This window comes from Pseudoalteromonas shioyasakiensis (genome assembly GCF_019134595.1).
Taxonomy (GTDB): Bacteria; Pseudomonadota; Gammaproteobacteria; order Enterobacterales; family Alteromonadaceae; genus Pseudoalteromonas; species Pseudoalteromonas shioyasakiensis_A.
On sequence record NZ_CP077770.1, the window covers coordinates 927558 to 953915 of the forward strand.

25 protein-coding genes are annotated in these 26358 nt (G+C 44.0%); 13 read left to right on the forward strand and 12 right to left on the reverse strand.

Features of this window, described 5'->3' with window-relative positions; genetic code table 11:
- Positions 1–19 precede the first annotated feature (19 nt).
- From KQP93_RS04355 to KQP93_RS04365, 3 genes are read left to right on the forward strand one after another with little or no spacing between them, the layout of a single operon-like run.
- Positions 20–964, forward strand: coding sequence for a thioredoxin family protein (locus KQP93_RS04355; RefSeq protein WP_114867786.1), 945 nt, complete (start codon positions 20–22; stop codon positions 962–964).
- A gap of 2 nt (positions 965–966) precedes the next feature.
- The gene (locus KQP93_RS04360) at positions 967–2355 is read left to right on the forward strand and encodes a conjugal transfer protein TraH (protein WP_169631898.1); all 1389 of its coding nucleotides are present in this window, start codon (positions 967–969) and stop codon (positions 2353–2355) included.
- 3 nt (positions 2356–2358) lie between these two features.
- The gene (locus tag KQP93_RS04365; protein WP_169631899.1) at positions 2359–5928 is read left to right on the forward strand and encodes a conjugal transfer protein TraG N-terminal domain-containing protein; all 3570 of its coding nucleotides are present in this window, start codon (positions 2359–2361) and stop codon (positions 5926–5928) included.
- Positions 5929–5960: 32 nt separating this feature from the next.
- On the opposite strand, the gene eexR is transcribed toward KQP93_RS04365, so the two are convergent.
- Genes eexR through KQP93_RS04400 form a run of 7 tightly spaced genes read right to left on the reverse strand, consistent with a single transcriptional unit; the run spans position 5961 to position 9636 of the window.
- Positions 5961–6392 (reverse strand): entry exclusion protein EexR, encoded by a 432-nt coding sequence (gene eexR, locus KQP93_RS04370; RefSeq protein ID WP_000183214.1) that lies wholly within the window; start codon positions 6390–6392, stop codon positions 5961–5963.
- Positions 6393–6449: 57 nt separating this feature from the next.
- On the reverse strand, positions 6450–6983 hold the full coding sequence (locus tag KQP93_RS04375) for a FlhC family transcriptional regulator (protein ID WP_169631900.1): 534 nt from the start codon (positions 6981–6983) through the stop codon (positions 6450–6452).
- Positions 6980–7279, reverse strand: a complete 300-nt coding sequence (locus KQP93_RS04380) for a flagellar transcriptional regulator FlhD (RefSeq protein ID WP_000210563.1) — start codon at positions 7277–7279, stop codon at positions 6980–6982. Before KQP93_RS04380 ends, KQP93_RS04375 begins: the two co-directional genes overlap by 4 nt.
- Complete coding sequence (locus KQP93_RS04385; RefSeq protein ID WP_169631901.1) at positions 7276–7824, reverse strand: lytic transglycosylase domain-containing protein; 549 nt, start codon at positions 7822–7824, stop codon at positions 7276–7278. Before KQP93_RS04385 ends, KQP93_RS04380 begins: the two co-directional genes overlap by 4 nt.
- Positions 7811–8473, reverse strand: coding sequence for a DUF6475 domain-containing protein (locus KQP93_RS04390; protein WP_123161608.1), 663 nt, complete (start codon positions 8471–8473; stop codon positions 7811–7813). Before KQP93_RS04390 ends, KQP93_RS04385 begins: the two co-directional genes overlap by 14 nt.
- Positions 8460–9329 carry a hypothetical protein gene (locus KQP93_RS04395; RefSeq protein ID WP_119788445.1) on the reverse strand — a complete coding sequence of 290 codons (870 nt, stop codon included), beginning with the start codon at positions 9327–9329 and terminating at the stop codon, positions 8460–8462. The genes KQP93_RS04390 and KQP93_RS04395 overlap by 14 nt, the downstream gene beginning before the upstream one ends.
- A gap of 55 nt (positions 9330–9384) precedes the next feature.
- Positions 9385–9636, reverse strand: coding sequence for a helix-turn-helix domain-containing protein (locus KQP93_RS04400; protein WP_000451746.1), 252 nt, complete (start codon positions 9634–9636; stop codon positions 9385–9387).
- Positions 9637–9753: 117 nt separating this feature from the next.
- Between KQP93_RS04400 and KQP93_RS04405 the strand changes: the two genes are divergently transcribed.
- The 5 genes from KQP93_RS04405 (at position 9754) to KQP93_RS04425 (ending at position 15852) form a co-directional block, all read left to right on the forward strand.
- Positions 9754–10401 (forward strand): LexA family protein, encoded by a 648-nt coding sequence (locus tag KQP93_RS04405; protein WP_000854920.1) that lies wholly within the window; start codon positions 9754–9756, stop codon positions 10399–10401.
- A gap of 256 nt (positions 10402–10657) precedes the next feature.
- A complete protein-coding gene (gene prfC, locus KQP93_RS04410; RefSeq protein ID WP_063528978.1) occupies positions 10658–12247 on the forward strand; it encodes a peptide chain release factor 3 in 1590 nt (529 codons plus the stop codon).
- 61 nt (positions 12248–12308) lie between these two features.
- Positions 12309–14051: an arginine--tRNA ligase gene (gene argS, locus KQP93_RS04415; RefSeq protein ID WP_217876019.1), complete on the forward strand. Its 1743-nt coding sequence runs from the start codon at positions 12309–12311 to the stop codon at positions 14049–14051.
- A gap of 388 nt (positions 14052–14439) precedes the next feature.
- Positions 14440–15078, forward strand: a complete 639-nt coding sequence (gene pdxH / locus KQP93_RS04420) for a pyridoxamine 5'-phosphate oxidase (protein ID WP_055020972.1) — start codon at positions 14440–14442, stop codon at positions 15076–15078.
- On the forward strand, positions 15079–15852 hold the full coding sequence (locus tag KQP93_RS04425) for a TatD family hydrolase (protein ID WP_217876020.1): 774 nt from the start codon (positions 15079–15081) through the stop codon (positions 15850–15852).
- On the opposite strand, the gene KQP93_RS04430 is transcribed toward KQP93_RS04425, so the two are convergent.
- On the reverse strand, positions 15819–16439 hold the full coding sequence (locus KQP93_RS04430) for an AhpA/YtjB family protein (RefSeq protein WP_217876021.1): 621 nt from the start codon (positions 16437–16439) through the stop codon (positions 15819–15821). The genes KQP93_RS04425 and KQP93_RS04430 overlap by 34 nt on opposite strands.
- 125 nt (positions 16440–16564) lie before the next feature.
- Here KQP93_RS04430 and serB point away from each other — a divergent pair, with 125 nt between their 5' ends.
- Positions 16565–17584, forward strand: a complete 1020-nt coding sequence (gene serB, locus KQP93_RS04435) for a phosphoserine phosphatase SerB (RefSeq protein ID WP_217876022.1) — start codon at positions 16565–16567, stop codon at positions 17582–17584.
- Here serB and KQP93_RS04440 read toward each other — a convergent pair.
- A complete protein-coding gene (locus KQP93_RS04440) occupies positions 17567–20047 on the reverse strand; it encodes a PilZ domain-containing protein (RefSeq protein WP_217876023.1) in 2481 nt (826 codons plus the stop codon). The genes serB and KQP93_RS04440 overlap by 18 nt on opposite strands.
- A gap of 353 nt (positions 20048–20400) precedes the next feature.
- On the opposite strand from KQP93_RS04440, the gene radA reads away from it, so the two are divergent.
- A complete protein-coding gene (radA, locus tag KQP93_RS04445) occupies positions 20401–21786 on the forward strand; it encodes a DNA repair protein RadA (RefSeq protein WP_054560823.1) in 1386 nt (461 codons plus the stop codon).
- A 50-nt stretch (positions 21787–21836) separates the two neighbouring features.
- Positions 21837–22769 (forward strand): hypothetical protein, encoded by a 933-nt coding sequence (locus tag KQP93_RS04450; protein ID WP_217876024.1) that lies wholly within the window; start codon positions 21837–21839, stop codon positions 22767–22769.
- 27 nt (positions 22770–22796) lie between these two features.
- Here KQP93_RS04450 and KQP93_RS04455 read toward each other — a convergent pair whose 3' ends face one another.
- On the reverse strand, positions 22797–23135 hold the full coding sequence (locus tag KQP93_RS04455) for a BON domain-containing protein (RefSeq protein ID WP_217876026.1): 339 nt from the start codon (positions 23133–23135) through the stop codon (positions 22797–22799).
- Between the two features lie 219 nt (positions 23136–23354).
- On the reverse strand, positions 23355–24587 hold the full coding sequence (gene srmB / locus KQP93_RS04460; RefSeq protein ID WP_217876028.1) for an ATP-dependent RNA helicase SrmB: 1233 nt from the start codon (positions 24585–24587) through the stop codon (positions 23355–23357).
- A gap of 76 nt (positions 24588–24663) precedes the next feature.
- Between srmB and KQP93_RS04465 the strand changes: the two genes are divergently transcribed.
- Positions 24664–25362, forward strand: a complete 699-nt coding sequence (locus KQP93_RS04465; protein WP_217876029.1) for a tRNA1(Val) (adenine(37)-N6)-methyltransferase — start codon at positions 24664–24666, stop codon at positions 25360–25362.
- On the opposite strand, the gene KQP93_RS04470 is transcribed toward KQP93_RS04465, so the two are convergent.
- Positions 25363–25800 (reverse strand): hypothetical protein, encoded by a 438-nt coding sequence (locus KQP93_RS04470; protein ID WP_217876032.1) that lies wholly within the window; start codon positions 25798–25800, stop codon positions 25363–25365.
- Positions 25801–25904: 104 nt separating this feature from the next.
- On the opposite strand from KQP93_RS04470, the gene KQP93_RS04475 reads away from it, so the two are divergent.
- Positions 25905–26333, forward strand: a complete 429-nt coding sequence (locus tag KQP93_RS04475) for a DUF2147 domain-containing protein (protein ID WP_217876034.1) — start codon at positions 25905–25907, stop codon at positions 26331–26333.
- The last annotated feature ends 25 nt before the right edge of the window (positions 26334–26358 follow it).

Consider the following 26358-nt stretch of genomic DNA (forward strand, 5'->3'; position numbering starts at 1 on the left):
AAATTTTCTGGAGCTGACAATGAGAACCCCCTTGTTACCTTGGTTCATCCTATGGGTGACTATCCCAATCATTATTTTCTTTCTTTTTATCCTGCCCGCCCATGCCAGTGATGGGCCATTCTATCAGCGTGGTCAGGAAGGCTGGTTTTGGTATCAGGTCATTCCTGAACCTGAGCAGCCTGATGAGCTGATAGAGCCGGAAGCTGGTGTCGTGGAGTCCAGTCAGAGCGAACTAAAGCCCTTCAGTGCCGCATGGTTCCGAGAGCATATGCAATCGTTTATGGACAAGGCAATTGATGAGCCAACGAGTGAGAATGTCAGAGCCTATCTGTATCTTCAGCGCGTCATGATGGATAAGGGCTCACTATTTGCTGATGTTAGTCAGCAGGTGGTCATGGGCGATCCTGTTTTGGATGAAATCAGTCGAAGACCCTTGGCGACTTATGCCGCCAATCGGATGGATAGAGAAGCTGGCACTCAACGGGATGTTGCTTTAGGTGAGGTAGCAAAACGAGCTGGCTTGTTCTTCTTCTATCGTTCGGATTGCCCTTACTGCCATGCTCAAGCGCCTATCATCGAATCCATGGCTTTGAACTACGGTTTTGAGGTGTTTGCTATTGCTGTTGATGGCTTGCCTTTACCCGGTGGAGAGTTTCCCAATTACAAAGTTGATTCAGGACAAGCACAATCCTTGTCCGTTACGACTGTCCCTGCCGTGTTCTTAGTTGATCCGCCTAATGTCATCACTCCGATTGGCCAAGGCGCAATGAGCCTTGATGAGCTCAATAATCGAATCATTCTCGCAGCCCATCAAGCCGGTTGGATTGACGATCAAACTTACTATGCCACCAGACCTGTTCAACCCGGCGTGTCACTCGCGATGTCAGCCCAAGAGCTTAACGAAAAGATATTACAGGACCCTGAGTTCCTTGTTCGCTATCTGCGTGCACAAGGAGGGTTATAACGATGAAAAAAGTATTCCGAGTATCGCTAATCGCCTGTGCGATTGGTTTTTCATCTATGAGCCAAGCAAGCTTGCAACAGGAGATGAACCAGTTGTTTGGTTCAATGACCAACGCCACTGCGCCAGGTGTATTCGAGAGTCAGCGGCGTGGCGTTATATCTGGTGGAAGCGTTGTTGTCCGTAACAGGATCATGAACGAGAACCTCGTCTCTATGGTGCCTCCGTCATTCCAAGCCGGTTGTGGTGGCATTGATATGTTCGCGGGAAGTTTGTCATTTGTTAACGCGGATCAGTTTGTTCAATTACTTCGCTCTGTTGCTGCAAACGCCAAGGGGTACGCATTCCAATTGGCGCTCAGTGCTATGTGTGAGAAATGCTCCCAGCACATGGAGACACTGCAAAAGAAAATCCAGCAGTTGAACGAGTATTTTGGCAATTCCTGTCAAATGGCTCAGGGAGTCGTGAACGATACCCTGGCTGCTTTTGGTAAAAAGGGGCAAACAGAAGCCAGCATGTTGAGCTCACTAAAAGGGGCTGGAGACGTTTTTACCAGTTGGAGTGAGTCCAATGGTAAGAACCCATATGAGAACGCTTCGAGTGTCGCGGCATCTGATGTAAACAGAACGATTAAAGGTAACTTGGTCTGGCGAGCACTGAAACGTCATTCGGCATCAAGCTGGTTTGCATCGGGGGATGACCGTTTTCTTGAAGCAGTTATGTCGGTGACTGGTTCGATCATTGTTGGTGATCTAGCTAATGCCGCTGATGGCCAAGGTAAAGCCCCAAAACTGACCAGGCTGAATGGCAATAAAGTGACTATTGAGCATCTAATTCATGGCGGTAACGTCGCTATGTACCGATGTGACACAGTGACGCAAGACGGTTGTCTGAACCCAATAATCACTAACGTGACTCTTACCGGGTTATCAACTCAGGTAGAAAATTTACTTCTTGGTACAGGTTCTAGTAACGGCATTATTTTTAAGTTTGCTCGAAATACAGGGGCTGCTAGCGCCACCGAAAAGGCTTTTATGACCTCGGCTCCTGCCAGCATTGGGGGCATGATTCGAACTCTTTCTGCATTAAATGAAGGGGCCGCTAGGTCGTTTGCTTCACGAGCGGCACCATTTATTGCTGTTGAGATGGCCCGAGCATTGGTTGAAGACATGCTCAATGCAGCTAGAAGTACCTCCGGTGTGGAAGATCATGCCTATGCGAAGTTATTAACTGAAGACCTTGAACGTGCACGTCGCCAAATCAATGAGGAGTACGCCGCGTTGCAGCGAAGATACGGCTCAGAGCAAGAGTTGCTGGCACATTTTAACCAGGTGATTCAGACCATTCGCAAACAGCGTTATTACACCGTTAAATCTACGGCGCTGGGGGAATAGGTCATGTGGGAAATCTATTCCATCGGGGATTCGGCTTTTTTAGAGCAGGTCCTGAACGCTGTCGCGATGATCACTGGTACAGGCGATTTTACTTCAATGGTTCGCATTGGCTTGCTCATTGGGGTATTGATGGTCTCTGTCCAGGCCTTAATGCAAGGCGGTCGTGGGATTAACTTTCAACACGTTTTAGTCTCATGGCTAGTCTTTGCAACCATGTTTGGACCCAGTACCCGAGTGAGCATTGAGGATGCGTACACCGGACAAGTTCGAGTGGTTGATAATGTGCCCATCGGTGTTGCTGCCGCAGGTAGTACGATTTCGACTGTTGGCTTTCAAATCACGCGATTGTTTGAAACCGCCTTCTCAACTCCCGCGATGACGGAATACGGCTTTGCATCCAGTTTACAGTCACTGATTAAAGTGAGAAAACAGGTGATGGATCGCTCTGGGTTGGGTGATGCAAATCGTGTCGGCGGCTCGGACATCGAGCAATCGTGGTTTAACTACATCAAAGAGTGCACCTTGATTGGTATCGACATCGGCCAAAAGAACCTCGATCAGGTGCTGAGTGATCCTAACCCGATGACAGCGATTAGGTTTGATTCGCGCATTTATGGCACTCGAATCATGCTCAGTGGTAGCAGTAGCGATCTGGACTGCACCGATGCCTATAGCCAACTGAAACTCATGACAGAATCAACCTTCATTCCAAGGCTTAAACAGGTTCTGTCAGCCTCATTGGGGACTTCGTCAGCAACGGACACTGATGACGTGATCCGAAATGCACTGAATAACCTTGGTTTGGCTTCGGTTAACACCCAAGAGTATATGACCGCGTCAGTGCTTTTGCCTATTTATGAGCAAAGCGTGACGGGCAAGTATATGGATGATCAAGCTTTCACCGCAGCCGTTATGGTTAACCAAGCGATTGAGCAGCGTAATACGCAATGGGCGGCGGAGCAGACCCTGTTCCAGAGTATCGTTCGTCCGATGATGACGTTTTTTGAGGGGTTCATTTACGCCATCACCCCATTGATGGCCTTTGTGATAGCCCTTGGCCAAATCGGGATGCGAATGGCTGGGAAGTACTTGTTAATCCTGCTTTGGATTCAACTTTGGATGCCTGTCATGGCCATCATTAACCTATATATTCATTTAACCGTTGCAGGGAAAATGTCTGCTCTTGATGCCTTTGCAGGTACAGAAGTGCCATCTTTTGCTGGGATGATGCAGATGGATTCAGTGCTGCAAACCTGGATAGCTACTGGCGGCATGTTGGCGTCGAGTGTTCCGGCGATTTCGCTCATGCTCGTTTATGGCTCAGCAATAACCGCTACCCACTTGGCTGGGCGTCTACAAAACGGTGATGCCATTGATGAAAAGCTGGCAAGTCCAGATGTCGCGAAAAATGCCCCGGTAATGCAATCACAGTCAATGTTCCAAAATTCAGCCCTCACTGGTTCTGCTATGACCGGCGCGTCAAACCTACTAAGCAGTTTCTCTGTCGGAAACGCAGTGGGTTCAATGGTCGGCTCTGCAAAAGAATCCATGACTCAGGCAACTCAAGCCTTTAGCCGTCAGGTTGGCAATACCATGAGTCGAACCTTTGGTGAAAAGCTAAGTTACGACAACCTTTCTTCGGTTGGACGTCAGATCGGTTCTTCTAATTCCGCATCTAGCGCCGTTGTTAATCAGGTTACTGATGACCTGCAAACACGGTATGGTTTCGGAGACGATAAAAAAGACGCTGTACGTGGCTTGGTATCGGGCGTGTTATCGGGAGGCCTTAGGGTCGGTGGAGATGGAACCATTACAAATACCGGTGATAAAGAAGTAGCAGATAAAGGGTTCTTGGGAAGATTACTTGGTACAGGGGGGAATGACTCCCCACAAGGCAACCTACCAGGAGTGGATAAGCCTGAATCATCAAGAGTGCCAAAAATATCACGGTTACGAGCAGGCTTGGATTTAGGTGGTAACTTTAGTGGCCAAGTTGAGTCATCAGAGGGCAGTTCTCGGTCAACGACCGCAAATACGCTCACTGGGGAGATGCAAAGCTTGGCATCAAGTGATTCACGACGTGCTGAGTATCGCGATGCAATGGTTAAAGACCTTTCAGATTCAAGACGCTCTGGCGTTGAGATGTCGTTGTCTAATCAAGACTATCAGTCACTTCAGAGTTCAGCACAAGACGTTATCACGGCATCAAACCGCTTTAGTGAGCTTGATCAGGCCAGCTACAGTCTATCAGGACAAAGGAACACGGATGGTGCGACGTTAACTCGATTAGCAGCGGATAATCCTGAAGTCATGGATTATTTAGGTCGCTATATGAACCAGCATGTTGAAGCAGGTAACCGATTACGTGAAAACCTTCCAATGTATCAGCGCTTGCTACCTGATGATAATCAGGCGTATGTGGCCGCAGCTATGGAGTCTTTAACCTATAGCAACTCCTCAACGCCCGCTGAACGAGACAATGACTATCAAGCAGCAATGACTGTTATGGCCATGGCTACCGGAGCCGATTTACGATCTATTCAGCCACGCTCTAATGAAGGCTTGTCATCAACTGCACCTACTTTTGGTGGCACTCAAAGCCAAGTGGAATCGGGTGTATTGAGAGGCTACGAGGATGCTGCAACTGTTCAAACTCAGTTCAACGCAGCTCAATCAGCTTACCAAACTAATTTGTCTGGTGTTGATGGACAACTAAATGCGCATCAACAACAAGCCCAACAGGCCGTAGTTTCTGACACAAGTACCTATCAATCTGGACTAAACAGTGAAGCTGGCTCTCAGTGGCGATCTCGCATTATGGCTGATGATAGCGGAGTTTCTGGTGCTGAAATGTTCTTCAACAGCGCCAGTGCTATTGGTGACTTCAGTGGCAAGCATACTGATGCAGCACTGCATACCTTGAATCACTTTGGCGAAGACTATGAGAGTTACAAGGAGCAAGCACTTGAAGACCCTAGCTCACGAGGTTTCTTGCACAATGCAACGGTGGCCAGTAAATCAACCTGGGATGGCTTAAAAGCAGCCGTTGACGCCGGAACCTCTTTGGAAAACCCATTGACGGCGTTTAATGATGCATACAGTGGATCGAGTGCGCAGTATGCCTCCGAAGTAAACTGGGGTACTAAGTCTGAAGCCATGTTGGCTGGGGCATTCGGTGCGGCAGTTAACAATCGATATGGTGAGTTCTTAGAACAGTATGCCGATGATTTTAAACAGGAAGCATACAGCGAAGGGCAGAGAATGGGATTGACCCCGATTCAAAGTCAAGTGTTCGCTCAAGCTTTCAATGAAGGTTTGGCGGGGCGCGTTTTCAACTCTGAAGACTCATCGAGTTGGTCGCCTGAAATGCTTGGTCTAAGGGAGCAAATGCTAAATGAGTATCGTCAAAAAGATGAGAGCGGTGCTTACATCCCCGACAGTGTGTCCGAAGAAGATAAAGCATTTGTGGATAAGCAGATTGCAGTGATCTCAAATGCATCCCTTGCTGGAGATTATGCTCAGAACAACTTGATCGATATTAGGGCCTATAACCAGGCTTCAGGAAGGAACTAAAAACAGAAGGTAGCCAGCTTGTGATGGGCTGGCTATTTTTTTGGCCTTTTGGGGAGGATAGATGAGCGACCGTCTGCAAATTCGTTTACCCAGTACCAATATTTTTTTTCGCTCAGGCTTAGTTCTCGACCGGTATCTTTCAGTTGTCTTTGAAATAAATGGATTAGTCCGCTTAAGCCTAAGAAAGCTAAACCGACACATAAAATTGCCCAACTCGCTTGCCAATATGCGATTGCTAAACACATAGTGGTGATGGTTATAAGTCCGATAGGACTAGCAGTTGCTTTGAATCCCAAGTAGCTGAAAAAAACGATGGTGCAAATCAGAAATGGCAAAGCCGCTAACTTGGCAGATGCCGTAAATATTTCTGATGGAAAAAAATGAGCCGCTGCCAAAGTCGCCAGAAAAAGCCCCAGTGATATAAACCAGCAGCGTGCTGGTAAAGATTTAAGTAAGTTTGTCATCTTCTTAGTACTCTCAAAGTGCACGGGCGGTGCCCAATCAAATCATGCATCAGCATGTTAGTCCTCAAAAAGTGCTCTAGTGGTTTGCTCGGCCATAATCTCGCACACAGGACATTTAAGCTGAATGCGCTGTTGAGATACCGTCAAATACAGACTGCCGCATCGACACCGGTGTAAGGATGCTAGCTGTGATCTTAAATCACGAGCTAGAACCCAACCTTCATTAATGGTTAGTTTTTTCCAGGGGATCTCAGATGGAAGATCTGCTTCTTCCCTTGCAACCAAGTACGCATCGTAAGCCTTCATCAAAGCATCAATATTTAATTGCTTGTAGACATTATCACCACCAATATTGACATAAAGCGCCATCAGCAGGGAGCCTTCAACTAGGGCTCTTCTGCTTTTAACAATGGCATCAGATTCTGGTAATTGACCAGGACAAGGTGACTTGCCAGTCACTTCTTTGTGCAGCCTTCTGATAATGTGGATTGGCAAACCAGTATCGAGCGCGATGATCGTTGTTCGAAATCCGTATTTAATAAGCAGTGAGGCTCGGGTAAACAGCTCACTTTTGGACAGGTTATCAATCATGCATCCCCCTTGTTGTTTAGGGTTGATAATAAATAAGCGATTCTTGGGATACCTGTGCCTTTGCTCTTCACCATCTCAATCAGTTGGCTTTGGTTACCCCTTGGTTGAAACAGCATGAATGATGAGGTCGCCACTCGTTGCAGGTCATCAACACCAGCATTAATCAAAGCATCAACCACGTCGCGTGTAAGTCCAAAGCGCAAGACGGCCTCTTGCGGATCAATTCGCGCTAATTCTCGTGCTGCGTGCAGGTACGCCAAATTTAATTGATAGAAGTCTTGTTGATTGGTTGTCATTGACGGACCTCCAGTTCATGTAAAATATTACGATAGATAGAAAGCACTCTTTGCCCATACCAGCGTGCACGCTCTTCGTTCCAACTGTGATAGCGGCCTATGCCAAGCTCTAAATCGTTTGGTGAAGATTTGATTGCTTCGGCCAAAATACTGGAGCCGACGGTAAGGTTGGTGATGGGGTCTAGCAGTTCTGCCGCTGAGCTCACCCGATGTCCGTGCCAATGCAAATTGATTTGCATTAGGCCAATATCGAGCTGGTATTTTTCACTCTCTTGCAGTGCCTGGTTTAACAGTTGCTCAGCTTCTGTCTTAGATTTGGCGTAGGTTGCGTTTGAACCATTGCGAATTGCGTATGGCCATGGACTGGTCATGTTGAGACCACGATGTGAGGCGGACTCAGCCAAGGCAACGGCGTAGAGCATGACTGGATCAATACCAACACTTTTTGCTGCTTTTTCCCACTGATAGCCCGGAAACGCATAGACTGAAGTGCTTGCGGACATGGCTATCACTAGGGCAATGGTTTTTGCTTTAATCGTTTTCATTTTTGTCCTCTAATTGATTTCCGAGAAGCGCCTGAATGGCTTTCGGGCTTATTCTTTTTAATGGCACTGCGCTAAAGTCGGCGATGCCTCTCGTATAAACTTGTGCCGCTTTTGACCAGTCGCCCACGGCAACCGGCGCTTGCATATCAAATCCTTTTTGCTGGTTCTGATGGTCTGCAATACCCTGTAATAGCCTTGGGTATTCACCCACTTCGTCCCGGAGCAAGTAAGCCTGGTAGCGTGCTAAAAACTCTTTTTGCTTAAAGGGGTATTCCCTGTCGTCAACCTTGCAGAGTTCAACCCATCCCCCCATGTCTGAAATAACGCGGTGAATAAACGCATCGTCAAACATCACGGATGTCCAAGCGCCAACCTGACGAACAGCCTTGTCAACTTTGTTCCAAGCAACCATGGCTCTTGAGCCAGAGTTGCCATCGATATGCTTGATGACGTCAGCGGGCTTTGGAAAAAATTGCCCAGTATCCGGGGATTGAATATGCCGAGTCAGACCGATTCGCACTTCTTCAATGCTGTAAGCACGAAGGGCTTCAAATGCGATGGATAGCAATTGTGGTGATACGCTTTTGCCATACATGGCCCAAGCTGCTCCCCAAACTTCAGCAAACTCGCGTTTATCAACCTCCTGCACTTGAACGAACCTCCCGAATACCTGGTCCGGCCCAGCTTTCAGCAATGCGGCGATTGCTTTCTTCAATATTCAATTGGTGATTGCTGCCCTTTAGGCTCGTCGATGATTGCTGTACTTCATCAATGCGAACGTACTCGTCTTCCCATTGCCGGTTTAAAAGCCAGTTATGTGGCATAGGGGTCTTAGTCCGATCTTGATACTGCAATCGGTTGTCTCGTTGCTCTTTCCAGCGTGTTAGCACTTCCAAGGCGAGTTCATGGTCTTCATTGAGGCCCATGCGTAGCCATTCTTCTTTGGCTTTCGCTTTTTTTTCTTTGCGTATTTGTACATCCCAGAAGTCTTCAAACTGTATGTGGTCAACAGTTTTAACTGTTGGTTTATTGCTTCTCTCAGAGTCATCCGACCGTTGAGAGTCCCTTGCCGGGTTGCCATCAGGCATAAACAATGATGAAAATTCTTCTGGTAGCCGAGCTTGAAAAGCGGCAAGAGATTTCAAAAGCGATGCCATACCAATGAAGTCGGCAGGTACATCTTTAAGCAACCGAAAGGCTGCCTTACCTTGGTTTGGGTTTTCGATTGGGTTGTGCTTCAGAAAGCTCCGAATCAAAGTCCAACCGGATTCCTCGCAACGAATGAGGAACTGATCTTGTTCTAACTCATTTAGAGCCTTGGCAACCTGTTGCTCATCCCAGTTCAAGTCAGAAGCAACGTAACCAATCGGCAATCGAAAGCAGCCAAGCAAATTACAATGCGGGCATGTAAGCAAATACAGTCCTAGCAACTTCGCTGAGTCACTCCAGGACAAAACATTTTGCTTTAGCCAAAAGCGGGTATAGACCTTGCCATAATCACGCATGGAGTTACTCGCTTTTGTGTTTACGTAAAATGCTGACCATTACTTGCCCTTAATCCTACTGGTTACTGGCTTTCAGCTCGCTTGGGCATTCGGGGTAGATGTCCGGTCTTAACTGAGATCGGGTTACTTGTCCTTGCGTAGCTTGTTCGATGGGTAAAACGAATTCAGCGGGAACACGCCCTGATTTATTCAACCAAAACCAGACGTTTTGCTGTTTTGAGTTGATGGCTCGTGCTAATGCTGATTGCCCGCCGACCAAGTCAATGGCACGGCGGAGATGTTTTTGTGTCGTGTTGAACACTTCCATACCGTCTCCTGTTACAATAATAACTGTTACAAGATTGAATGTTACAGTTTAAACTGTAGATAAGTCAACAGTTAAAATTGTTGAAAGGCTACAGTTTTATTTGTAGAATACGGGCTTATGAAAACTTTATCCGAACGACTAAACCATGCCTTGCAGCTTACTGGGGTGACTCAGTCTGAGTTGGCTCGTCGCATTGGTATCAAACAGCAGTCGATCAGCCAGATTTGCTCTGGTAAATCGGCTAGATCTCGTTACACCATGCAGATCGCGGAGGCGCTTCGCGTGAATGCTCATTGGCTCGCCACAGGTGATGGCGAGATTGGCTTGGGGGTCGGTAATGTAGAAGTTGGGCCTGACATTAAGGGAAGAATTCCTCTCATTAACTGGGTTCAGGCCGGTGATTGGACTGAAATAGCGGAGGGATTTGCCCATGAAGATGCTGAGGAGTGGCGTGAAGTCACAGGGAAAGCACATGAGGGTTGTTTCGCACTTCGCGTAAAAGGCGACAGTATGGAAAATCCAAGCGGAAAAAAATCCATACCTGAGGGAGCAGTGATCGTTGTTGATCCTGAATTACCTTACTCTTCAGGTTCATTGGTTGTTGCGCGTTTGGATGATTCGAAAGAAGCAACCTTTAAGCAGTTAGTTATTGATGGTGAACAGAAGTACCTAAAACCTTTGAACCCCCAATACCCTGCAATACCGATCAACGGCAACTGCACCATCATCGGTGTAGTACGACAAGCTATCATCGATTTCTGGTAGCGAAGGAATTTGTGGTTTAGCCACAGTTGTTCATGAGCTGAAGAAGCAACGATTGCAAACAGCTACAACTGAGCATTGGCGCACGCTGAGAGTAAATGGTAACCGATTAGATAACCATTGATTGTTTATAAAGTCAAGATCAGCGAAAATAGCGGCCAATTACGATTAACACGACGGATTTGACAAGCGAAGAACTGAAAATAGAGTACTTCCAAAAGTGTGTACAAATCCGTGTACAAACTAAAAGAATTTATACATGGCAAACCAAGATTTTCTTAATGAAATCAATAAGCGAAGGACCTTTGCTATCATCTCTCACCCGGATGCGGGTAAAACCACCATTACAGAAAAAGTTCTGTTATTCGGACAAGCGATTCAAAAAGCGGGTACCGTAAAGGGTCGTGGCTCAAACCAGCACGCAAAATCAGACTGGATGGAAATGGAAAAAGAACGTGGTATCTCGGTAACTACGTCTGTTATGCAATTTCCTTACAATGAGCGTCTAGTTAACTTACTTGATACTCCGGGACACGAAGACTTCTCTGAAGATACTTATCGTACACTGACTGCGGTTGACTCATGCCTAATGGTAATCGACGCAGCGAAAGGTGTTGAGGATCGTACTCGTAAATTAATGGAAGTAACACGCTTACGTACCACACCTATCGTAACTTTCATGAATAAGTGTGACCGTGATATTCGTGACCCAATGGAGTTATTAGACGAAGTTGAAACTGAGCTAAACATTGCCTGTGCGCCGGTAACTTGGCCAATTGGTTGTGGTAAAGAGTTTAAAGGTGTTTACCACATTCACCGTGAAGAAACGATTTTGTATAGCACAGGTCAAGGCCACACAATTCAAGAAGTTCGCGTTATTAAAGGTTTAGATAACCCTGAGCTTGATACTGCGATTGGTAGCGAACTTGCTGAGCAGCTTCGTGAAGAGCTAGAGCTGGTAATTGGTGCATCACATGAGTTTGATTTAGATCTGTTCTTAGCGGGTGAGCTATCACCAGTCTACTTTGGTACAGCACTAGGTAACTTTGGTGTTGACCATGTTCTTGATGGCTTAACTGAGTGGGCTCCTGCGCCATTACCTCGTGAAACAGAAGACCGCCAAGTTGCGGCAACGGAAGATAACTTCTCTGGTTTCGTATTTAAAATCCAAGCGAACATGGACCCTAAACACCGTGACCGTATCGCCTTTATGCGTATTGTATCAGGCAAATATAGCCAAGGTATGAAAATGAACCATGTGCGTATTGGTAAGCAAGTGAGTATTTCTGATGCGGTAACCTTCATGGCCGGTGACCGTGAGCGAGCGCAAGATGCTTACGCAGGTGACATCATTGGTTTACACAACCACGGTACAATTCAAATCGGTGATACCTTCACGCAAGGTGAAAAAATGAAGTTTGGTGGTATTCCTAACTTCGCGCCAGAATTATTCCGTCGTATTCGCTTAAAAGATCCATTAAAACAAAAGCAATTACTAAAAGGCTTAGTTCAGCTATCTGAAGAAGGTGCTGTGCAAGTATTTAGACCGCTTATTAATAACGACCTTATCGTTGGTGCGGTCGGTGTACTACAGTTTGACGTGGTTGTTGCGCGCTTAAAAGCAGAATACAACGTTGATGCGATTTACGAAGGTGTGAGTGTTAACACTGCACGTTGGGTAAGCTCAGACGATACCAAAAAGCTTGAAGAGTTTAAGCGTAAGTGCGAAAGCAACTTAGCGCTTGATGGTGGCGATAACCTTACTTATATCGCGCCAAGCCGTGTAAACCTAAACTTGTCGATGGAACGCTATCCAGACATCAAGTTTAACCATACGCGCGAAAACTAATACGCTAAGTCTGCTTCAAATTTAAGTGCCCGTACAGCGGGCCATAAAGGTAAAAATTACAATGAATATTCGTACTCTTTTAATCGACAAAGCAATTGCTGCTATGGTTGCAGCAGGGTTACCTGAAGACACTAATCCAGCGGTAACACAAAGCACACGTCCACAGTTTGGTGATTACCAAATCAATGGCGCAATGGGGGCTGCAAAAAAATTAAAATCAAACCCGCGTGAGCTTGCACAAAAAATTATCGATAACCTAGACCTTGCTGATATTGCAGAAAAAACTGAAATCGCGGGCCCTGGTTTTATCAATATTCACTTAAAGCCAGCGTTTTTATCAGCTAGCTTAAAAGCGGCAAACGAAGACGAAAAGCTAGCAGTTTCGCCACATACAACAGCGCAAAAAGTGGTTGTTGATTACTCATCACCTAACCTTGCTAAAGAAATGCACGTAGGCCATTTACGTTCAACCATCATTGGTGATGCAGTTGTTCGTGCTCTTGAGTTCCGTGGTGATGAAGTTGTTCGTCAAAACCACATGGGTGACTGGGGTACTCAGTTTGGTATGTTAATCGCGCACTTAGAAGATCAAATCAACCAAGGTGTAGACTTAGAGTCTGTAGCGCTGGCCGATCTTGAAACCTTCTATCGCGATGCGAAAAAACGCTTTGATGATGAAGAAGGGTTTGCCGACAAAGCCCGTAATTACGTAGTTAAATTACAAGGCGGCGACGCACACTGTGAAAAACTTTGGAAGTTATTCATTGCCACTTCTGTAAAGCATTCTGAAGAAGTTTATAAGCGTCTAAACGTAACACTTACGCAAGATGACATCATGGCAGAAAGTGCTTACAACAGTGAACTTGCAAACATCATCGCACTATTAAAAGACAAAGATATTGCTGTTGAATCTAATGGCGCACAAGTGGTGTTCTTAGATGAGCTTGCTAACAAAGACGGCGAGCCTTCAGTGTTTATCGTACAGAAATCAGGTGGTGGTTTCTTATATGCGACAACCGACTTAGCTGCTTGTGATTACCGTTCTAATAAACTGGGTGCTGATCGTATCTTAATCTTTGTAGATGCACGTCAAAGCTTACACTTCAATCAAGTTGAGCTAACAGCACGTAAAGCCGGTTTATTACGTGATGAAACAAGTTATGAATTCTGCCCATTCGGCACCATGATGGGTGAAGACGGTAAGCCATTCAAAACACGTACTGGCGGTACCGTTAAACTTGCTGACTTACTTGAAGAGTCAATCACTCGTGCGTCAGCCAAACTTGCTGAGCGTGAGTCAGATTTAAGCGACGAAGAGCGTAGCGAAATTGCCCGTAAAGTAGGTATTGGCGCAGTAAAATATGCGGATCTTTCTAAGCACCGTACTAGCGACTATATCTTCAACTGGGATACTATGCTGAGCTTTGAAGGTGCTACAGCGCCTTACTTACAATATGCATACACGCGTGTTCGCAGTATCTTTCGTAAGTCAGGTATCGATGCTGGGTCATTAACAGCAGACGTTGCAATCAACGAGCCACAAGAAAAAGCGCTAGCGCTTAAACTTCTTCAGTTAGAAGAAGTACTTGATCTAATGATCAGCGAAGCAACACCGCACGTATTATGTGGATACCTATACGAACTAGCAAGCCTATACATGACGTTCTACGAAGCATGCCCAGTTCTAAAAGAAGGCGTAGAGCCAAGTGTTCGTGACAGCCGTTTAGTTCTGTGTAATTTGGTTGCGAAGACGCTGAAGTCAGGATTGGATCTTTTAGGTATCGAAGTAATGGAGCAAATGTAATCACCGTCGTATTTTAACCTAATACTGCGTTGTCAAACCGACTGACCCTAATCACATACAAAACACGTATGCTCATAGGGATAAGTCGGTTTTCCGCCTTGTCTTAGGCTAAACTACTTAGGTGAATTCTGCTTCGTGTAGTTCGCTTTGAAAGCACTCCTACACTTGCAGATGATGTGCTTCGTAGGTTGGGTAGAGCGTAGCGAAACCCAACAAAATTGACAGCTCAATAACCTTGATTAATCTTTAGCTGATAGCTGATAGCTGATAGCTGATAGCTGATAGCTGATAGCTGATAGCTGATAGCTGATAGCTGATAGCTGATAGCTGATAGCTGATAGCTGATAGCTGATAGCTGATAGCTGATAGTAGCGATAGAGGGAATTTTATGAAACTTGAAGATATTCGCCGTGAATATTTACAGGATGGTTTATCTGAAGATATGCTTGATGCGTCTCCAATCAAGCAGTTTGAAAAATGGCTTGAACAAGCTGTTGCCACTAATTTGCCTGATCCTACGGCGATGGTCGTTGCAACGGTTGATGAACATGGTCAGCCGTCGCAGCGTATTGTGCTGTTAAAGCATCTTGATGAAAATGGTTTTGTGTTTTTTACCAATACTGGCTCGCGCAAGGCGCAGGAGCTCAAAGGTAATAACAAAATCTCTCTGCACTTTCCATGGCACCATATGGAGCGACAAGTCATTGTCTATGGTGAAGCTAAACCTTTACCTACAACTGCTGTGGCTAAGTACTTCTTATCGCGTCCTAAAGAAAGTCAGTTAGCTGCATGGGCATCTCAGCAAAGTCGTCCGGTGTCATCGCGTAAGGTGCTAATGGAAACATTTGCGAAAATGAAGCAAAAGTTTTCAGAGGGTGAAATTCCATTGCCTGATTTTTGGGGAGGCTATTGTGTTGAGCCTACTAAAATCGAATTTTGGCAAGGTGGTGCACACCGCTTACACGACCGCTTTATGTATCAACGCCAAGCCGACGGTAGTTGGCAGTTTGGTCGTTTAAATCCGTAAATGCGTTTTATCGATTCCCACTGTCACCTTGATTTTAGCGAATTTGATGAGACTCGCACAGAGCTCATCAAAGCATGCAAGCAAGTAGGGATCGAGCATTTTATTGTGCCGGGTGTGAGCTTGGCACAATCTACAAAACTATTCTCTTTTGTTAAATCAGAGCCAAGTATTTCAGTTGCTTTAGGCCTACATCCTTATTTTTTATCTGATCACCAAACTCATCACCTCGCTGAACTAGAGCAATTAGCGAAAACCCACTCCGGGCAGTTTATTGCCATCGGCGAGTGCGGACTCGATCGCAGTATCGACAACCTCGATAAACAAACGCAGCTTTTTGAAGGACAAATAGAGCTTGCCAACCAACTTGCTTTACCACTGATTGTGCATCACAGACAAAGCCATGACTTAATTGCTCGCTCATTTAAACGCTGCAAGCCAAAGTTTGGTGGTGTTATTCATGCCTTCTCAGGCTCCGAACAACAAGCTCTGAGTTATATTAAACAAGGGTTTAAGCTTGGTGTAGGAGGTGTGATAAGTTACCCGCGGGCTGCTAAAACTCGCAAAGTTATAAGCGCAATTGAATCGCAGCATTTAGTTCTTGAAACCGACTCGCCATCAATGCCGTTAGCTGGCTTTCAAGGGCAGGTTAATACACCACTTAAGGTGCGCGATGTGTTTGCTCATCTATGTGAGCTTAAAGGCGTTACAGGCGATACAAAGCAGAAATTGGCTGCTGAACTTTATGATTCTTGCTCTGCACTTTTTTTGATATAACGATTTATTTGCCAAAGCTTCAAGCCCCGACCCAATTGCCAAGTGAATATACAGGTGATAACTAACATTAATAACACTTGGCGACCTAAATCATGAAAACTACTGTGACTGGTCGCAATAGAAGCCTGCGTTAAATAGGTAATCGACACAAAACCAATTGGCCTTTCATTATCACTTATCACCGGCTCTACAAATGGGGTTTTAAGTTTGCTAATACCCGGCGTTGAATCGGGTAATAAACCAAAAGTGTGGTGACTTTGCCAATTATCGCTGGCTGCAATTTGAATACCTTGTTGATCGTAAATCGTTGCCGCTAACACATACTCATCTTCAGCAATATGATTACACAACGCATTTAACTCGGGTTTGTTTTTTTCTTGCAGTGGGGTTTTTGCATTTAATGCCATAAACTTGGTTAAGCTTATCGCTGTGCTGTCAGCACTATCATAAAGTAACTGGTGGCTTTGAAAGCTACTATTCATGGCAACCCAACTTAGCAGCACAAAACAGGCTGTAGCCAAGCTCAAGCGCACAACACGTTGGCGATAAGTGGCTGAAAAGGGAATTTTAAGTTGGTTATTTTTCATAGTCACCGTATACGTTACTGACAGCTTTTAAATTTGATGGTACAACATGATAACTTTAACAGCCCCTTGAGTGCGAGTGCCAAATGCACGACCAAGGACAGACATAAGTCTAATGTGGAGCCACTATGTCACAGCTTAGCTTAGCTGCTACAACTTCAGCAAATTTAGCAGAACAAATCAGCCTAAATTGCTGGTATAAAATTGAAAACAAACACCTTATTACAACAGACTTTACGCCAAAAGCAAATCAAGGCGTGTTCAGTGTTGCTTTTGGTAATGAGCTTAATGCTGAGCAATTACTTGCGATTAGCGATTTTTTAGCGGCCCAAGGGTTTGGCAATTTATCGCTTTGTTGTTATCAACCAATCGCAGACATGCCAGTGGCGTGGAGCTTTCATGGAGATACAACAACTGCACTAAGCCCTCTGGTATTAGCTGAATTTGCTAAGCAATTGGGTATTCAATTGGTGCAATTAACTAATCCACCCACAGTGAATGAGCCTGGCTTATTGCTGATGGATATGGACTCAACAGCCATTACTATTGAGTGCATCGACGAAATAGCGCGCCTTGCCGATGTGTATGATGAAGTTGCCGCTGTGACCGCGCAAGCAATGGCCGGTCAGCTGGACTTTGCACAAAGCTTAAAGCAACGTGTCGCTAAACTTGAAGGTATTGATGTTGACTTAATTGATGGCTTAAAAGCGCGTTTACCGCTAATGCCTGGCGTGAGTGAATTATGCCAATACTTAAAAGCACATAACTGGCATTTAGCAATTGCATCGGGTGGCTTTGTGCCTTTTGCTGAGCAAGTACAGTCACTGCTTGATTTAGATGAAGTGCATGCCAATACCCTTGAATTCAAAGATAATCGTTTAACTGGTAAGGTCATAGGCACGATTGTTGATGCTGAAGAAAAAGCCCGTGTACTTAAACGAATTGAAGAAAAGCTTACCTTAAATAACCGCCAAACTGTTGCTATGGGTGATGGTGCTAACGATTTAAAAATGATGGCAGCGGCAGGGCTTGGTGTTGCTGTGCATGGAAAACCTAAAGTAGTTGAGCAAGCACAAACGGCAATTAATGAAGGCTCATTACTGCAAGTTGCTTACTTACTCTCTCTACCGTTAGATTACTCGCTTTAACCAAGTCGCTTTGCGTTTACTCATTTCATTGATCAGCCTTCGGTCAATATCAAAATGGGTAAGCGCTTCTTCGGTTATATCAATTAAATCACCCACACCAGCTACTGCCCATAGCGCTTCCTCTAAGTCTTTCGCTTTATGTAATGCGTACTGGCTAATGTATTTGAGTTCATTCGCTAAGTAATCAATATCTGGGCGGCCAGTTCGTGACACATATAAACGAAATACAAAGACTAAATCGTTTTTCAGGGCTTTTTTCACAAACAAAGTTTGTGGTTTGTAGTCATCTTCACTAATACAGCGGCTGGTAATTGCATCACTTATTTCTGCTTGGCGCGGATCAAAGCGAACAAATAGGGTAAATGGCAGAGGTGGATCTTGGCGACTACGGTCTTTGATCAACGGGGTGATCACTTCTGTAATTTGATCCGTTGATAAAAATCCGTCGATGCTGGTTGTTTCGTTCAATAACGCAAAATTTTGCAGTAGTACATGAAGAGGGCTTGGATATAAGCCTTGGCCAATAGCGCCAGCTTTAAAGTGGGCAGCTTCTTTATGTAAATAAAACGGGAATTGGCATACGCTTTTGGTCACCATATTTCTGAGTGCAGTTGATAGCCCCGGAATTTTAGGGGTTTCTTCACAAACACGTAATTTGTCTTTGTTGTTATCGATTAATACGGTGAAAAACTTAATCGCCATATGCGGTAAGTCACCAACTTTATGCACTTTTAAATTTACCGTTGTCAGTGATTTACTTATAGCCATTACTTCATAAGCCAGATTTGTTAAATCGTGCTTTTTGGTAATTTTTTGCAAATCAGGCAAGTTTAGTTTGATGATATCGCCTTTTTTGAACTCAACCGGTTGGTCGCATTCAATTTGCAAGCCCATCACAGATAAATCACGAGTATGGCCTGTAATTGATTGCTCATGATGTTCAATGCTGATAGCTGTTTTGTATAAATAGCGTTTATGAGCACGAAGGTTCACATACTCAAGCGCCACAGGCTCTAAATGAGGAGGCGTTTTATGCTTACTGTGACCAAACTGTTTAAGTTGGTTTACCGCATCTTTATTATAATCAAGCTGTTGGTATGTTTGTTGTTCAAACTTAGTACCCACCGAGGTCAAAATCAGTAGATATTTAACATCTTTAATCAACCCCTGCACCCGTGGTGTCGGTGGCTTATTTAGTTTTTCGATGTTTTTACCAGCACTGCTTGGTAGCGACAGTGGAATATACGAATCTTCCGGGTGGCTTGGCATCAACTGAAGCTTAAAGCATTGCCAGCTGTCTTTTTGGCTACCAAAGCCGAGGAATAAATCTCTCAGTTGTGGTTGGCTATCAAGCTCAGTTCGCGTAGCTGAGTAGTAATAAATTTTGCCAGCAACGGTATGAGTGAAGGTATACAGATATTCTTCTTTTACCGCATCAGGTGAGCTGAGCAAGTGACCTAAACGTTGTTGATTGATAATGCTATATAAGCATGACAACTTACGCTCATCACAAAAATAGCGCTGAATAAAAATGTTATTTTCTGTGGTTAACGCAAGGCTAGGATAAAGCTTGTCGCCTTGTAAGCTTAAAAATGTATAAAACGAGGTAACACGTGGAATGTAGTATTGCTCGTAGCCTTTCGATACAACCGCATCTAAGGTATTGTCTAAGTTCACTTTATAGCGACGTTTATTACCGTGAATAAAGCTCTCTAAAAACTCATCAAACTTATCATTATTTTCAATAAACGTGCGCTTCAAGCGTACATGGTTGTATTCACGGGATACTTTTTCTACCGCAACCACTTCATATTGAATACCGTTTTTTAAGCCCAGTTCAAAATCTTGCTCTAGGCCAACTAAGCGCAGACCAATTAATTGGCCTTTTTTAACTTTATACCGTGGTGCTAACTTGATTTTTGCGCCACTTAAAGAGATGTCCGAGGTAGTTGCGGCAACCTTGTTGTTTTTATCAAGCTCGACGGTGATTTTAATTGAGTAGTTCATCCGCTCTTCGCGGCGACTTTCATAGGATGCAAACTTAATGACCTTAGCTGACTGCTCTGTCGTGGCACTATCGTCAGTTAAAGCTTGTTCTGCGGCTTTTTTTTGCATCACTCGGTGATTATTTTCGGTATTCATTACCGCTTCGTAAACGGCAAGGGTGTAACCACCGTGGCGTTTTATAGCATCTTCAAACACTTCAATGGCGGTATCGTCCATAAAGTGTTGCTTACCATCATATTCGTAGGGTTTGACTTGGCCGGTTACTTGACCACGTAAATCAATAAAGCGTGCTACAGGCTGAGATAAGCGCGACATTTCCATTTTGATCAGAAACTGCTCTGGCTTTGTTAAGCTAGCTGTCTTTGATTTAAACAGTTTGTCGAACTGGGGTGTGCCTAAATGCGCCTTTAGTTCTTCAACTAGGCTTTCATATTTAAGCAGTATGTCTTCAGCCATTTATAAAACCATCACCGTCTATCTAAAAAAGTAGGTATACTAGCGGGCTATTGAAAGCCAAAGCAGTGTAACTAGTTTTTTATTTTATTAGTTATTGTTATATGTATTCGCCAATTAAATGGCAAGCACTGTAAAGTTTTATTTGTAAGCAAAAACTGTGCCCTTAACCATTTCTTAATTAAGCACTTAGCATGATTAAGCGTTTCTCATGGGGCAAGTTACAGCATATTATCTTTTGTGACTACAAAAGTGACTCTAGCTTAATTACCTGAGTCATATGTTTTACTTTAGCTATTATATGCTTGAAAATACAGAAATAGTCACAAAACAGCGACCAAAATAGGTAAGGCCGAATGGCAAAATCAGCAAAAATCGAATTTGTCTGCACTGAGTGCGGCATGAACTATCAGCGCTGGCAAGGTCAGTGTAAGTGTGGAGCGTGGAATACGCTGGCAGAATTTAAGCCTTCAGCAGGGCAATCAAAGCAAGCGGCAAGCCGTGCGGCGGTGGCAGGTTATGCTGGTATCGCTAGCGGTGGCTCAAAGAAAATCAACGAAGTGGCGACCACTGAGGCCGAAAAACGCCTCACTGAAATTGGTGAGCTAGACAGGGTGCTAAGTGGTGGCGTAACGACAGGCTCTGTGAACATTATTTCTGGCGACCCAGGTGCCGGTAAAACCACCTTGCTGTCAGATTTAGTCGCACGTATGTCAAAACTTATGCCTTCTTTATACTGTACTGCCGAAGAGTCTCTATCGCAGTTTAAAAACCGTGTTAATCGCTTACGTTTAGATTACAACGAAGACGAGCTTTACTTGCTGTCTGAAACCAGTGTTGAAGCCATCATTGAAGAGCTTGATAAAAACAAAATTAAGTTCGCGGTGATTGACTCAATTCAGGCCGTGGTAACAGAAACGGCAAATGGTAGCCCTGGTTCACCCTCACAGGTAAAAAGTGCAGCTCAGGCACTAACGCAATACTGTAAGCAAAATGATGTAACTATGTTCATCATTGCCCATGTAAACAAAAATAACGAAATTGCTGGACCGCAAACACTCGTGCACATAGTCGATGCCTTGTTACATATCGATACTAACGATGGCCAAGTCAGAACATTGCGTGCTAATAAAAACCGTTTTGGCGATATCGACACCGTGGGTATTTTCAGAATGTGTGAACGCGGAATGTTGAGCGTTGATAACCCAAGCGAAATCTTTTTATCTGGTTCTAGTACTGAATCTCCAGGATCAGCTATTACCTGTATTCGTAAGGGTAACCGTAACTTACTACTCGAAATACAATGTTTAACCACAGAAACCGAAGCTGAATTCCCGCAGCGGGTATGTGTTGGTCTAAATATGAACCGTATCAAAATGCTCACGGGTATTTTACGTAAGCACACAAAAACAAAAATCTTTCACGATACCTTTTTTAACATTGTTGGTGGTTTAAAAATCGATGAGTCAGAGACTTGTATTGATTTAGCATTGGTTGCTGCGTTATTAAGCAGCTTGAACGAATTTGTGGTGCCGCGTACCACTTGTATTATGGGCGAGCTAAGTTTAAATGGCGATGTAAGACCAATCGACAGCGGCGTACCTCGAGTAAAAGAAGCGGCGCAACACGGTTTTACTGAGATCTTTATTCCATATCGTAATTACCATAAATCAATGGAAGGCCTTGGGGCTAAGATCACCCCAGTAAAAACCGTGCATGAGCTATTGTCGTTAATAAACTAAATACAATTTGATACACTGATAAAAAATTTACACCAATTAAAGGAAATAAAATGAAGAAGTTAATTATTGCAGCGGTTGTTGCTGCGGCTGTCGGTGGCGTAGCTTACGCAAATTACGCAGCTACACAGGAAGTGAAAAAGGTGGTTGATAAGCAAATTAGTGCGTTATCCATCCAAAGCGGTGTAGAAATTAAATACAGCGATATCTCAGCCAGTATTTTTGATAGCAGCATGCAGTTATCTGAGATCACGGTTTCAAATAGTTTAAGCAATGAGCCAGTTGCAACAATCGATAGTATTGATGTGTCGGGTTACGAAGTAGATGCGGTGCCGCCTCACACTGGTTTTGTTATGAAGAACTTTCGTTTTAGCGATGAATTTTTAGCGCAGCTGCCAGAAAATTCTAATAACAAGCTAGCATCAACAAGCTATAACGTTGACTCATCGCTTGATTATAATAAAGATTCAGGCGACAGCGACTTTGCTCTTAAAGTGACTGCGAATGAGGTGGCTGACGTTAACTTTAATCTTGGTTTAGCTAAAACCACAGCTTTAATGGAAGCATCATTGTCTGTGAGTCAGATGCAAAATGAAGCTGCTGATGGCCAGCTTACTTTAGAGCAGCAGTTACAACAGCAATCGAAGATGATGGCAGCCCTCACTCAGTTAGAGCCACGTAGCATTAATATGTCGATTGCTGATGAAGGTGAGCTTAAAGCGGTTGTTGATAGCTTTTTAACTGCGCAAGGTATGACTCATGATCAATTTAAGCAAGTCGTTGCGATGCAATTACAGCAAGTACCAGTGAGCGAAGAGCTTGCTACAGCGATTAGCAACTTTGTGAATGGTTTATCGTCTTTCTCTGTATCAGCTAAATTACCTGAAGGTAAAACTATGATGGAGATTAATCAGCAAATTCAAATGCTGATGGGTCAACCTGAAGAGCTTGCGAAATTTATCAACCTACAAGCAAGCGGCGAATAATCTCAAGCCTCTTTTGTAAACCTAACCTTAAAGTGACGAGTGATTTAACTTACTCACTTTAAGGTTGTTTTTTATTTGCATCACACCTTGGCTGTGCTCTAAAAATTTCTGTGCTAAAGCGCGTTGAAAGCCAGTTTCTGCAATACCTTTTAGTTCAACAGTTTCACCTTCAACAATCACTTGTAAGCTTTCAATGTGAAAGTTAGGGTTACGAGTTAACTTCTGCAAAGCCATTTGCTGTAAGCGCGGTTGCGCAGATGTGCTTGTTGTTAGCACACTGGTGTTAGCGCTTACGTTCGTTGCGCATGCAAGTAAAAAAATACAGCTTAATGATGTAAGTACTACGGTTAATTTGAAGCGGCTCATACAATTCCCTCGTTAATGTAGTCTGCTGTGAACTATTGCTGAACCAGTTACAATTATTATTCCAACATTCAAACGTCTGATTTTAAATGTTTTTATTTTTATTGGTGGGATGGGTGAGTAATAAAGTGTGAACTAATTACACACTCAATGAGTAAAAAGGGTAAGGCACAAAAATGCCGAGACAAGCTCGGCATTTTCACAGTGAAGTTAAAGTTAAAACTACTTTTTCTTCTTCGTTTTAGCTTTAGCTTTTTTCTTTGCCTTTATTTTTACTGGATCTTTTTTCTTTTTAGATGGGATTTTCGCTTCTTTATGTTGTGGCTCAAGTCCTTTAATTACTCGGCGTTTAAGTTTTTGCTCAATGTAGCGCTCAACCTTACCAACAATTGCCACGTCATGCGCTTCAATAAATGAAATCGCAATGCCTTTTTTACCTGCACGACCAGTACGTCCAATACGGTGTACGTACACGTCTGCGGTGCGTGGCATATCAAAGTTGATAACATGGCTGATATCAGCAACATCAATACCACGAGCAGCAACATCCGTTGCAACTAAGATATTGTTACGACCAGAGTGAAAGTTCTCCATCGCTTTCATGCGCTTGTCTTGTGGCATTTCACCGCGTAACCAAGCAACACGAAGGCCTTCGTTGTTTAACTCACCAACTAATGTTTCTAGGCGCTCACGGGTTTTAACAAACACAATTGCTTTATGAATGTCGTCACCATTTAATGTTTCAATTAACATTTTTAGCTTGTGGTCGTAGTCATCAGCAAGGTGAACCCATTGGTGGATTTTGCCTTTCTCTTTGCGTGAAGATTCGGCTTCAAGCAGTGCAGGGTCGTTTAAGATACGTTCTGCAAATAACTCAACGCTGTCACCTTCAAGGGTAGCTGAGAATAAGAAACATTGACGGCGGTTACGTGCTTCATCACAAATACGTAGCATTTCTTTACGAAAGCCCATGTCTAGCATGCGGTCAGCTTCATCAAGAATAAGCATTTCAACGTTTTCAGCGTGGAAGTTCTCTGTTTCGAGATACTCCATTAAACGCCCTGGTGTGGCAATCAGAATGTCGTTATTGCTTTCGAAAATTTCTCTGTGTGTCCCGTAGTTTATACCACCTGTCACAACCCCAATTTTAAGATGAGTTTGTGCTGCAAGTAATTCACATTGCTCATGAATTTGATAAGCAAGCTCACGGGTTGGTGTCATGATCAATACGCGCGCAAAGCCAGGATCGCGACGTGGGAAATCAAGCAAGTATTGAATTGCAGGGATCAAAAACGCGGCTGTTTTACCCGTACCAGTAGGGGCAGATGCCAAAATATCACGACCTTGAAGTGCTTCAGGGATCGCTTGTTGTTGAATACTGGTTGGCGTATCAAAACCCATTTTATTAATGGCATTTAACAGCTTGTTATCGATATCAAATTCAGAAAATTGCATAGAGTGACATAAATAGAGGACAATTGAGCCTAATTATACGCGTTAACGCGGCTATGGTGAATGAAAAGGTGAAAAAATGTCAGGCTTTGTGTTTAAACAATTTACGGTAACGCAAACACGCACAGCGATGAAAGTGTCGACCGACGGTATTTTGTTAGGTGCTTGGGCTGATGTGAGTGGTGCTAAGCGCATTTTAGACATTGGCGCAGGCACAGGGCTGTTGGCGCTAATGGCAAAACAAAGAGCGCCTGAAGCGAAAGTCAGTGCCATCGAAATTGATTCTGGTGCCTGCAATGATGCTCGAGAGAACTTTGCGGCTAGCCCATGGCCTGATATAAACCTTTTCGAAGGTGCTGTGCAGTCGTTCAGCGCAGCAGAGCCTTTTGATGCGATCATCACCAATCCACCGTATTTTAATGCGAGCCTAAAAGGTGAAAACTATGCTCGAAATACAGCCCGCCATACTGACGGCCTTAGTTTCAGCGAATTAATAGCGGCATGTACTAGGCTTAGCCACAGTAAATCTGTGTTGAATGTGATTTTGCCTTGCGTAGAGGCTGAGCAATTCATAGCTGTTGCCGAGCAAGCAGGCTGGTACTTAAATCGTCATTGTTTGGTGCGTACTACCGAGAAAAAACAGCCAAGTCGTAGCCTGTTGTTACTCAGCCAAAACATCGGCGAATGTGATACATCATCGTTAACCATACATGCAGTTGATGGCAGCTATAGCCAAGATTATAAAGAGCTCTGTAAAGCTTTTTACCTAAAGATGTAATTATACCTGTGGTTTTTGTATGGAAGGTGGCTGTAATTGCATAACTTCATCAAGCTGAATTTGCTGAACATATTCAAGCTTTAATAGGGCATCTAATACCGCTTTACTGTGCGACTTTTCTATTTCGGCACTGCAAAAGTCAATAATGCTAAAGCGGCGTTTGATCAGCAGACCTTCGATGTCAGGTAAAGGTTCTGTGGTTTCAATTAACACGCGGGTTGTTGGGCAAGGGTCGGCATAGCCTGAGCGTAATAACTTTTTTAAATTAAACAAGTTATCATCAAGCCGACCCAGTTCAATGGCAGCTTTAGCGCTATCAGGAATAAATAAAGGCTCAGCAAAGCGATTTATTTTTATTTCGCCCGTGGCGTTAATTGTAGCTACCTGATTACTGTCGTAACTGACAATATCACCGGTAATTAATGTGAATTGACTCATTGTGTTCCCTCGCAATGTTGTGTCGATTTCGGTGCTTAGCAAAATGGTGTGTTTGGTTAAGCCCTGATATAGTGCCAAAGTCTTAAGTTTTATACGAGTTTTTTATGTTCCGTTTATCAATTGTTTTATCTGCCTTATTATTTTCTCAGTTGAGTTTTGCTGCATTGACGCCTGTGGGTCTTTGGAAAACTATTGACGAAGAAACGAATGAAGCGAAATCTTTAGTACGTATTAGTGAACAAGATGGTGTGTTGGTTGGCAGTGTTGAAAAAATCCTTAACCCAGCCAAGCAAGACGCAATCTGCGAAAAGTGTAAAGGTGATAAGAAAAATCAGCCTATTCAAGGGTTACAAATTATAGAAGGTGCTAAAGATGCCGGTGATGGTAGCTGGCAAGAAGGTGAAATTCTAGACCCAAACAATGGTAAAACCTATACCCTTAAACTGACCCCACAAGAACAAGGTAAGGTACTTGAAGTACGCGGCTATATTGCGTTTTTCTATCGTAATCAATATTGGCAACGCGTTGAATAACCATTAAAAAAGCCAAGCAATGCTT

What these genes read in the sequence shown, in the direction of transcription:
- serB (WP_217876022.1), top strand. Translation starts at nt 16,565, where the DNA reads ATGTCACAGCTTAGCTTAGCTGCTACAACTTCAGCAAATTTAGCAGAA.
- KQP93_RS04385 (WP_169631901.1), bottom strand. Translation starts at nt 7,824, where the DNA reads ATGAAAACGATTAAAGCAAAAACCATTGCCCTAGTGATAGCCATGTCC.
- radA (WP_054560823.1), top strand. Translation starts at nt 20,401, where the DNA reads ATGGCAAAATCAGCAAAAATCGAATTTGTCTGCACTGAGTGCGGCATG.
- KQP93_RS04475 (WP_217876034.1), top strand. Translation starts at nt 25,905, where the DNA reads ATGTTCCGTTTATCAATTGTTTTATCTGCCTTATTATTTTCTCAGTTG.
- srmB (WP_217876028.1), bottom strand. Translation starts at nt 24,587, where the DNA reads ATGCAATTTTCTGAATTTGATATCGATAACAAGCTGTTAAATGCCATT.
- KQP93_RS04465 (WP_217876029.1), top strand. Translation starts at nt 24,664, where the DNA reads ATGTCAGGCTTTGTGTTTAAACAATTTACGGTAACGCAAACACGCACA.
- KQP93_RS04470 (WP_217876032.1), bottom strand. Translation starts at nt 25,800, where the DNA reads ATGAGTCAATTCACATTAATTACCGGTGATATTGTCAGTTACGACAGT.
- KQP93_RS04405 (WP_000854920.1), top strand. Translation starts at nt 9,754, where the DNA reads ATGAAAACTTTATCCGAACGACTAAACCATGCCTTGCAGCTTACTGGG.
- KQP93_RS04425 (WP_217876020.1), top strand. Translation starts at nt 15,079, where the DNA reads ATGCGTTTTATCGATTCCCACTGTCACCTTGATTTTAGCGAATTTGAT.
- KQP93_RS04395 (WP_119788445.1), bottom strand. Translation starts at nt 9,329, where the DNA reads ATGCGTGATTATGGCAAGGTCTATACCCGCTTTTGGCTAAAGCAAAAT.
- KQP93_RS04450 (WP_217876024.1), top strand. Translation starts at nt 21,837, where the DNA reads ATGAAGAAGTTAATTATTGCAGCGGTTGTTGCTGCGGCTGTCGGTGGC.
- KQP93_RS04400 (WP_000451746.1), bottom strand. Translation starts at nt 9,636, where the DNA reads ATGGAAGTGTTCAACACGACACAAAAACATCTCCGCCGTGCCATTGAC.
- KQP93_RS04360 (WP_169631898.1), top strand. Translation starts at nt 967, where the DNA reads ATGAAAAAAGTATTCCGAGTATCGCTAATCGCCTGTGCGATTGGTTTT.
- KQP93_RS04440 (WP_217876023.1), bottom strand. Translation starts at nt 20,047, where the DNA reads ATGGCTGAAGACATACTGCTTAAATATGAAAGCCTAGTTGAAGAACTA.
- KQP93_RS04355 (WP_114867786.1), top strand. Translation starts at nt 20, where the DNA reads ATGAGAACCCCCTTGTTACCTTGGTTCATCCTATGGGTGACTATCCCA.
- KQP93_RS04455 (WP_217876026.1), bottom strand. Translation starts at nt 23,135, where the DNA reads ATGAGCCGCTTCAAATTAACCGTAGTACTTACATCATTAAGCTGTATT.
- pdxH (WP_055020972.1), top strand. Translation starts at nt 14,440, where the DNA reads ATGAAACTTGAAGATATTCGCCGTGAATATTTACAGGATGGTTTATCT.
- prfC (WP_063528978.1), top strand. Translation starts at nt 10,658, where the DNA reads ATGGCAAACCAAGATTTTCTTAATGAAATCAATAAGCGAAGGACCTTT.
- argS (WP_217876019.1), top strand. Translation starts at nt 12,309, where the DNA reads ATGAATATTCGTACTCTTTTAATCGACAAAGCAATTGCTGCTATGGTT.
- eexR (WP_000183214.1), bottom strand. Translation starts at nt 6,392, where the DNA reads ATGACAAACTTACTTAAATCTTTACCAGCACGCTGCTGGTTTATATCA.
- KQP93_RS04365 (WP_169631899.1), top strand. Translation starts at nt 2,359, where the DNA reads ATGTGGGAAATCTATTCCATCGGGGATTCGGCTTTTTTAGAGCAGGTC.
- KQP93_RS04430 (WP_217876021.1), bottom strand. Translation starts at nt 16,439, where the DNA reads ATGAAAAATAACCAACTTAAAATTCCCTTTTCAGCCACTTATCGCCAA.
- KQP93_RS04375 (WP_169631900.1), bottom strand. Translation starts at nt 6,983, where the DNA reads ATGATTGATAACCTGTCCAAAAGTGAGCTGTTTACCCGAGCCTCACTG.
- KQP93_RS04380 (WP_000210563.1), bottom strand. Translation starts at nt 7,279, where the DNA reads ATGACAACCAATCAACAAGACTTCTATCAATTAAATTTGGCGTACCTG.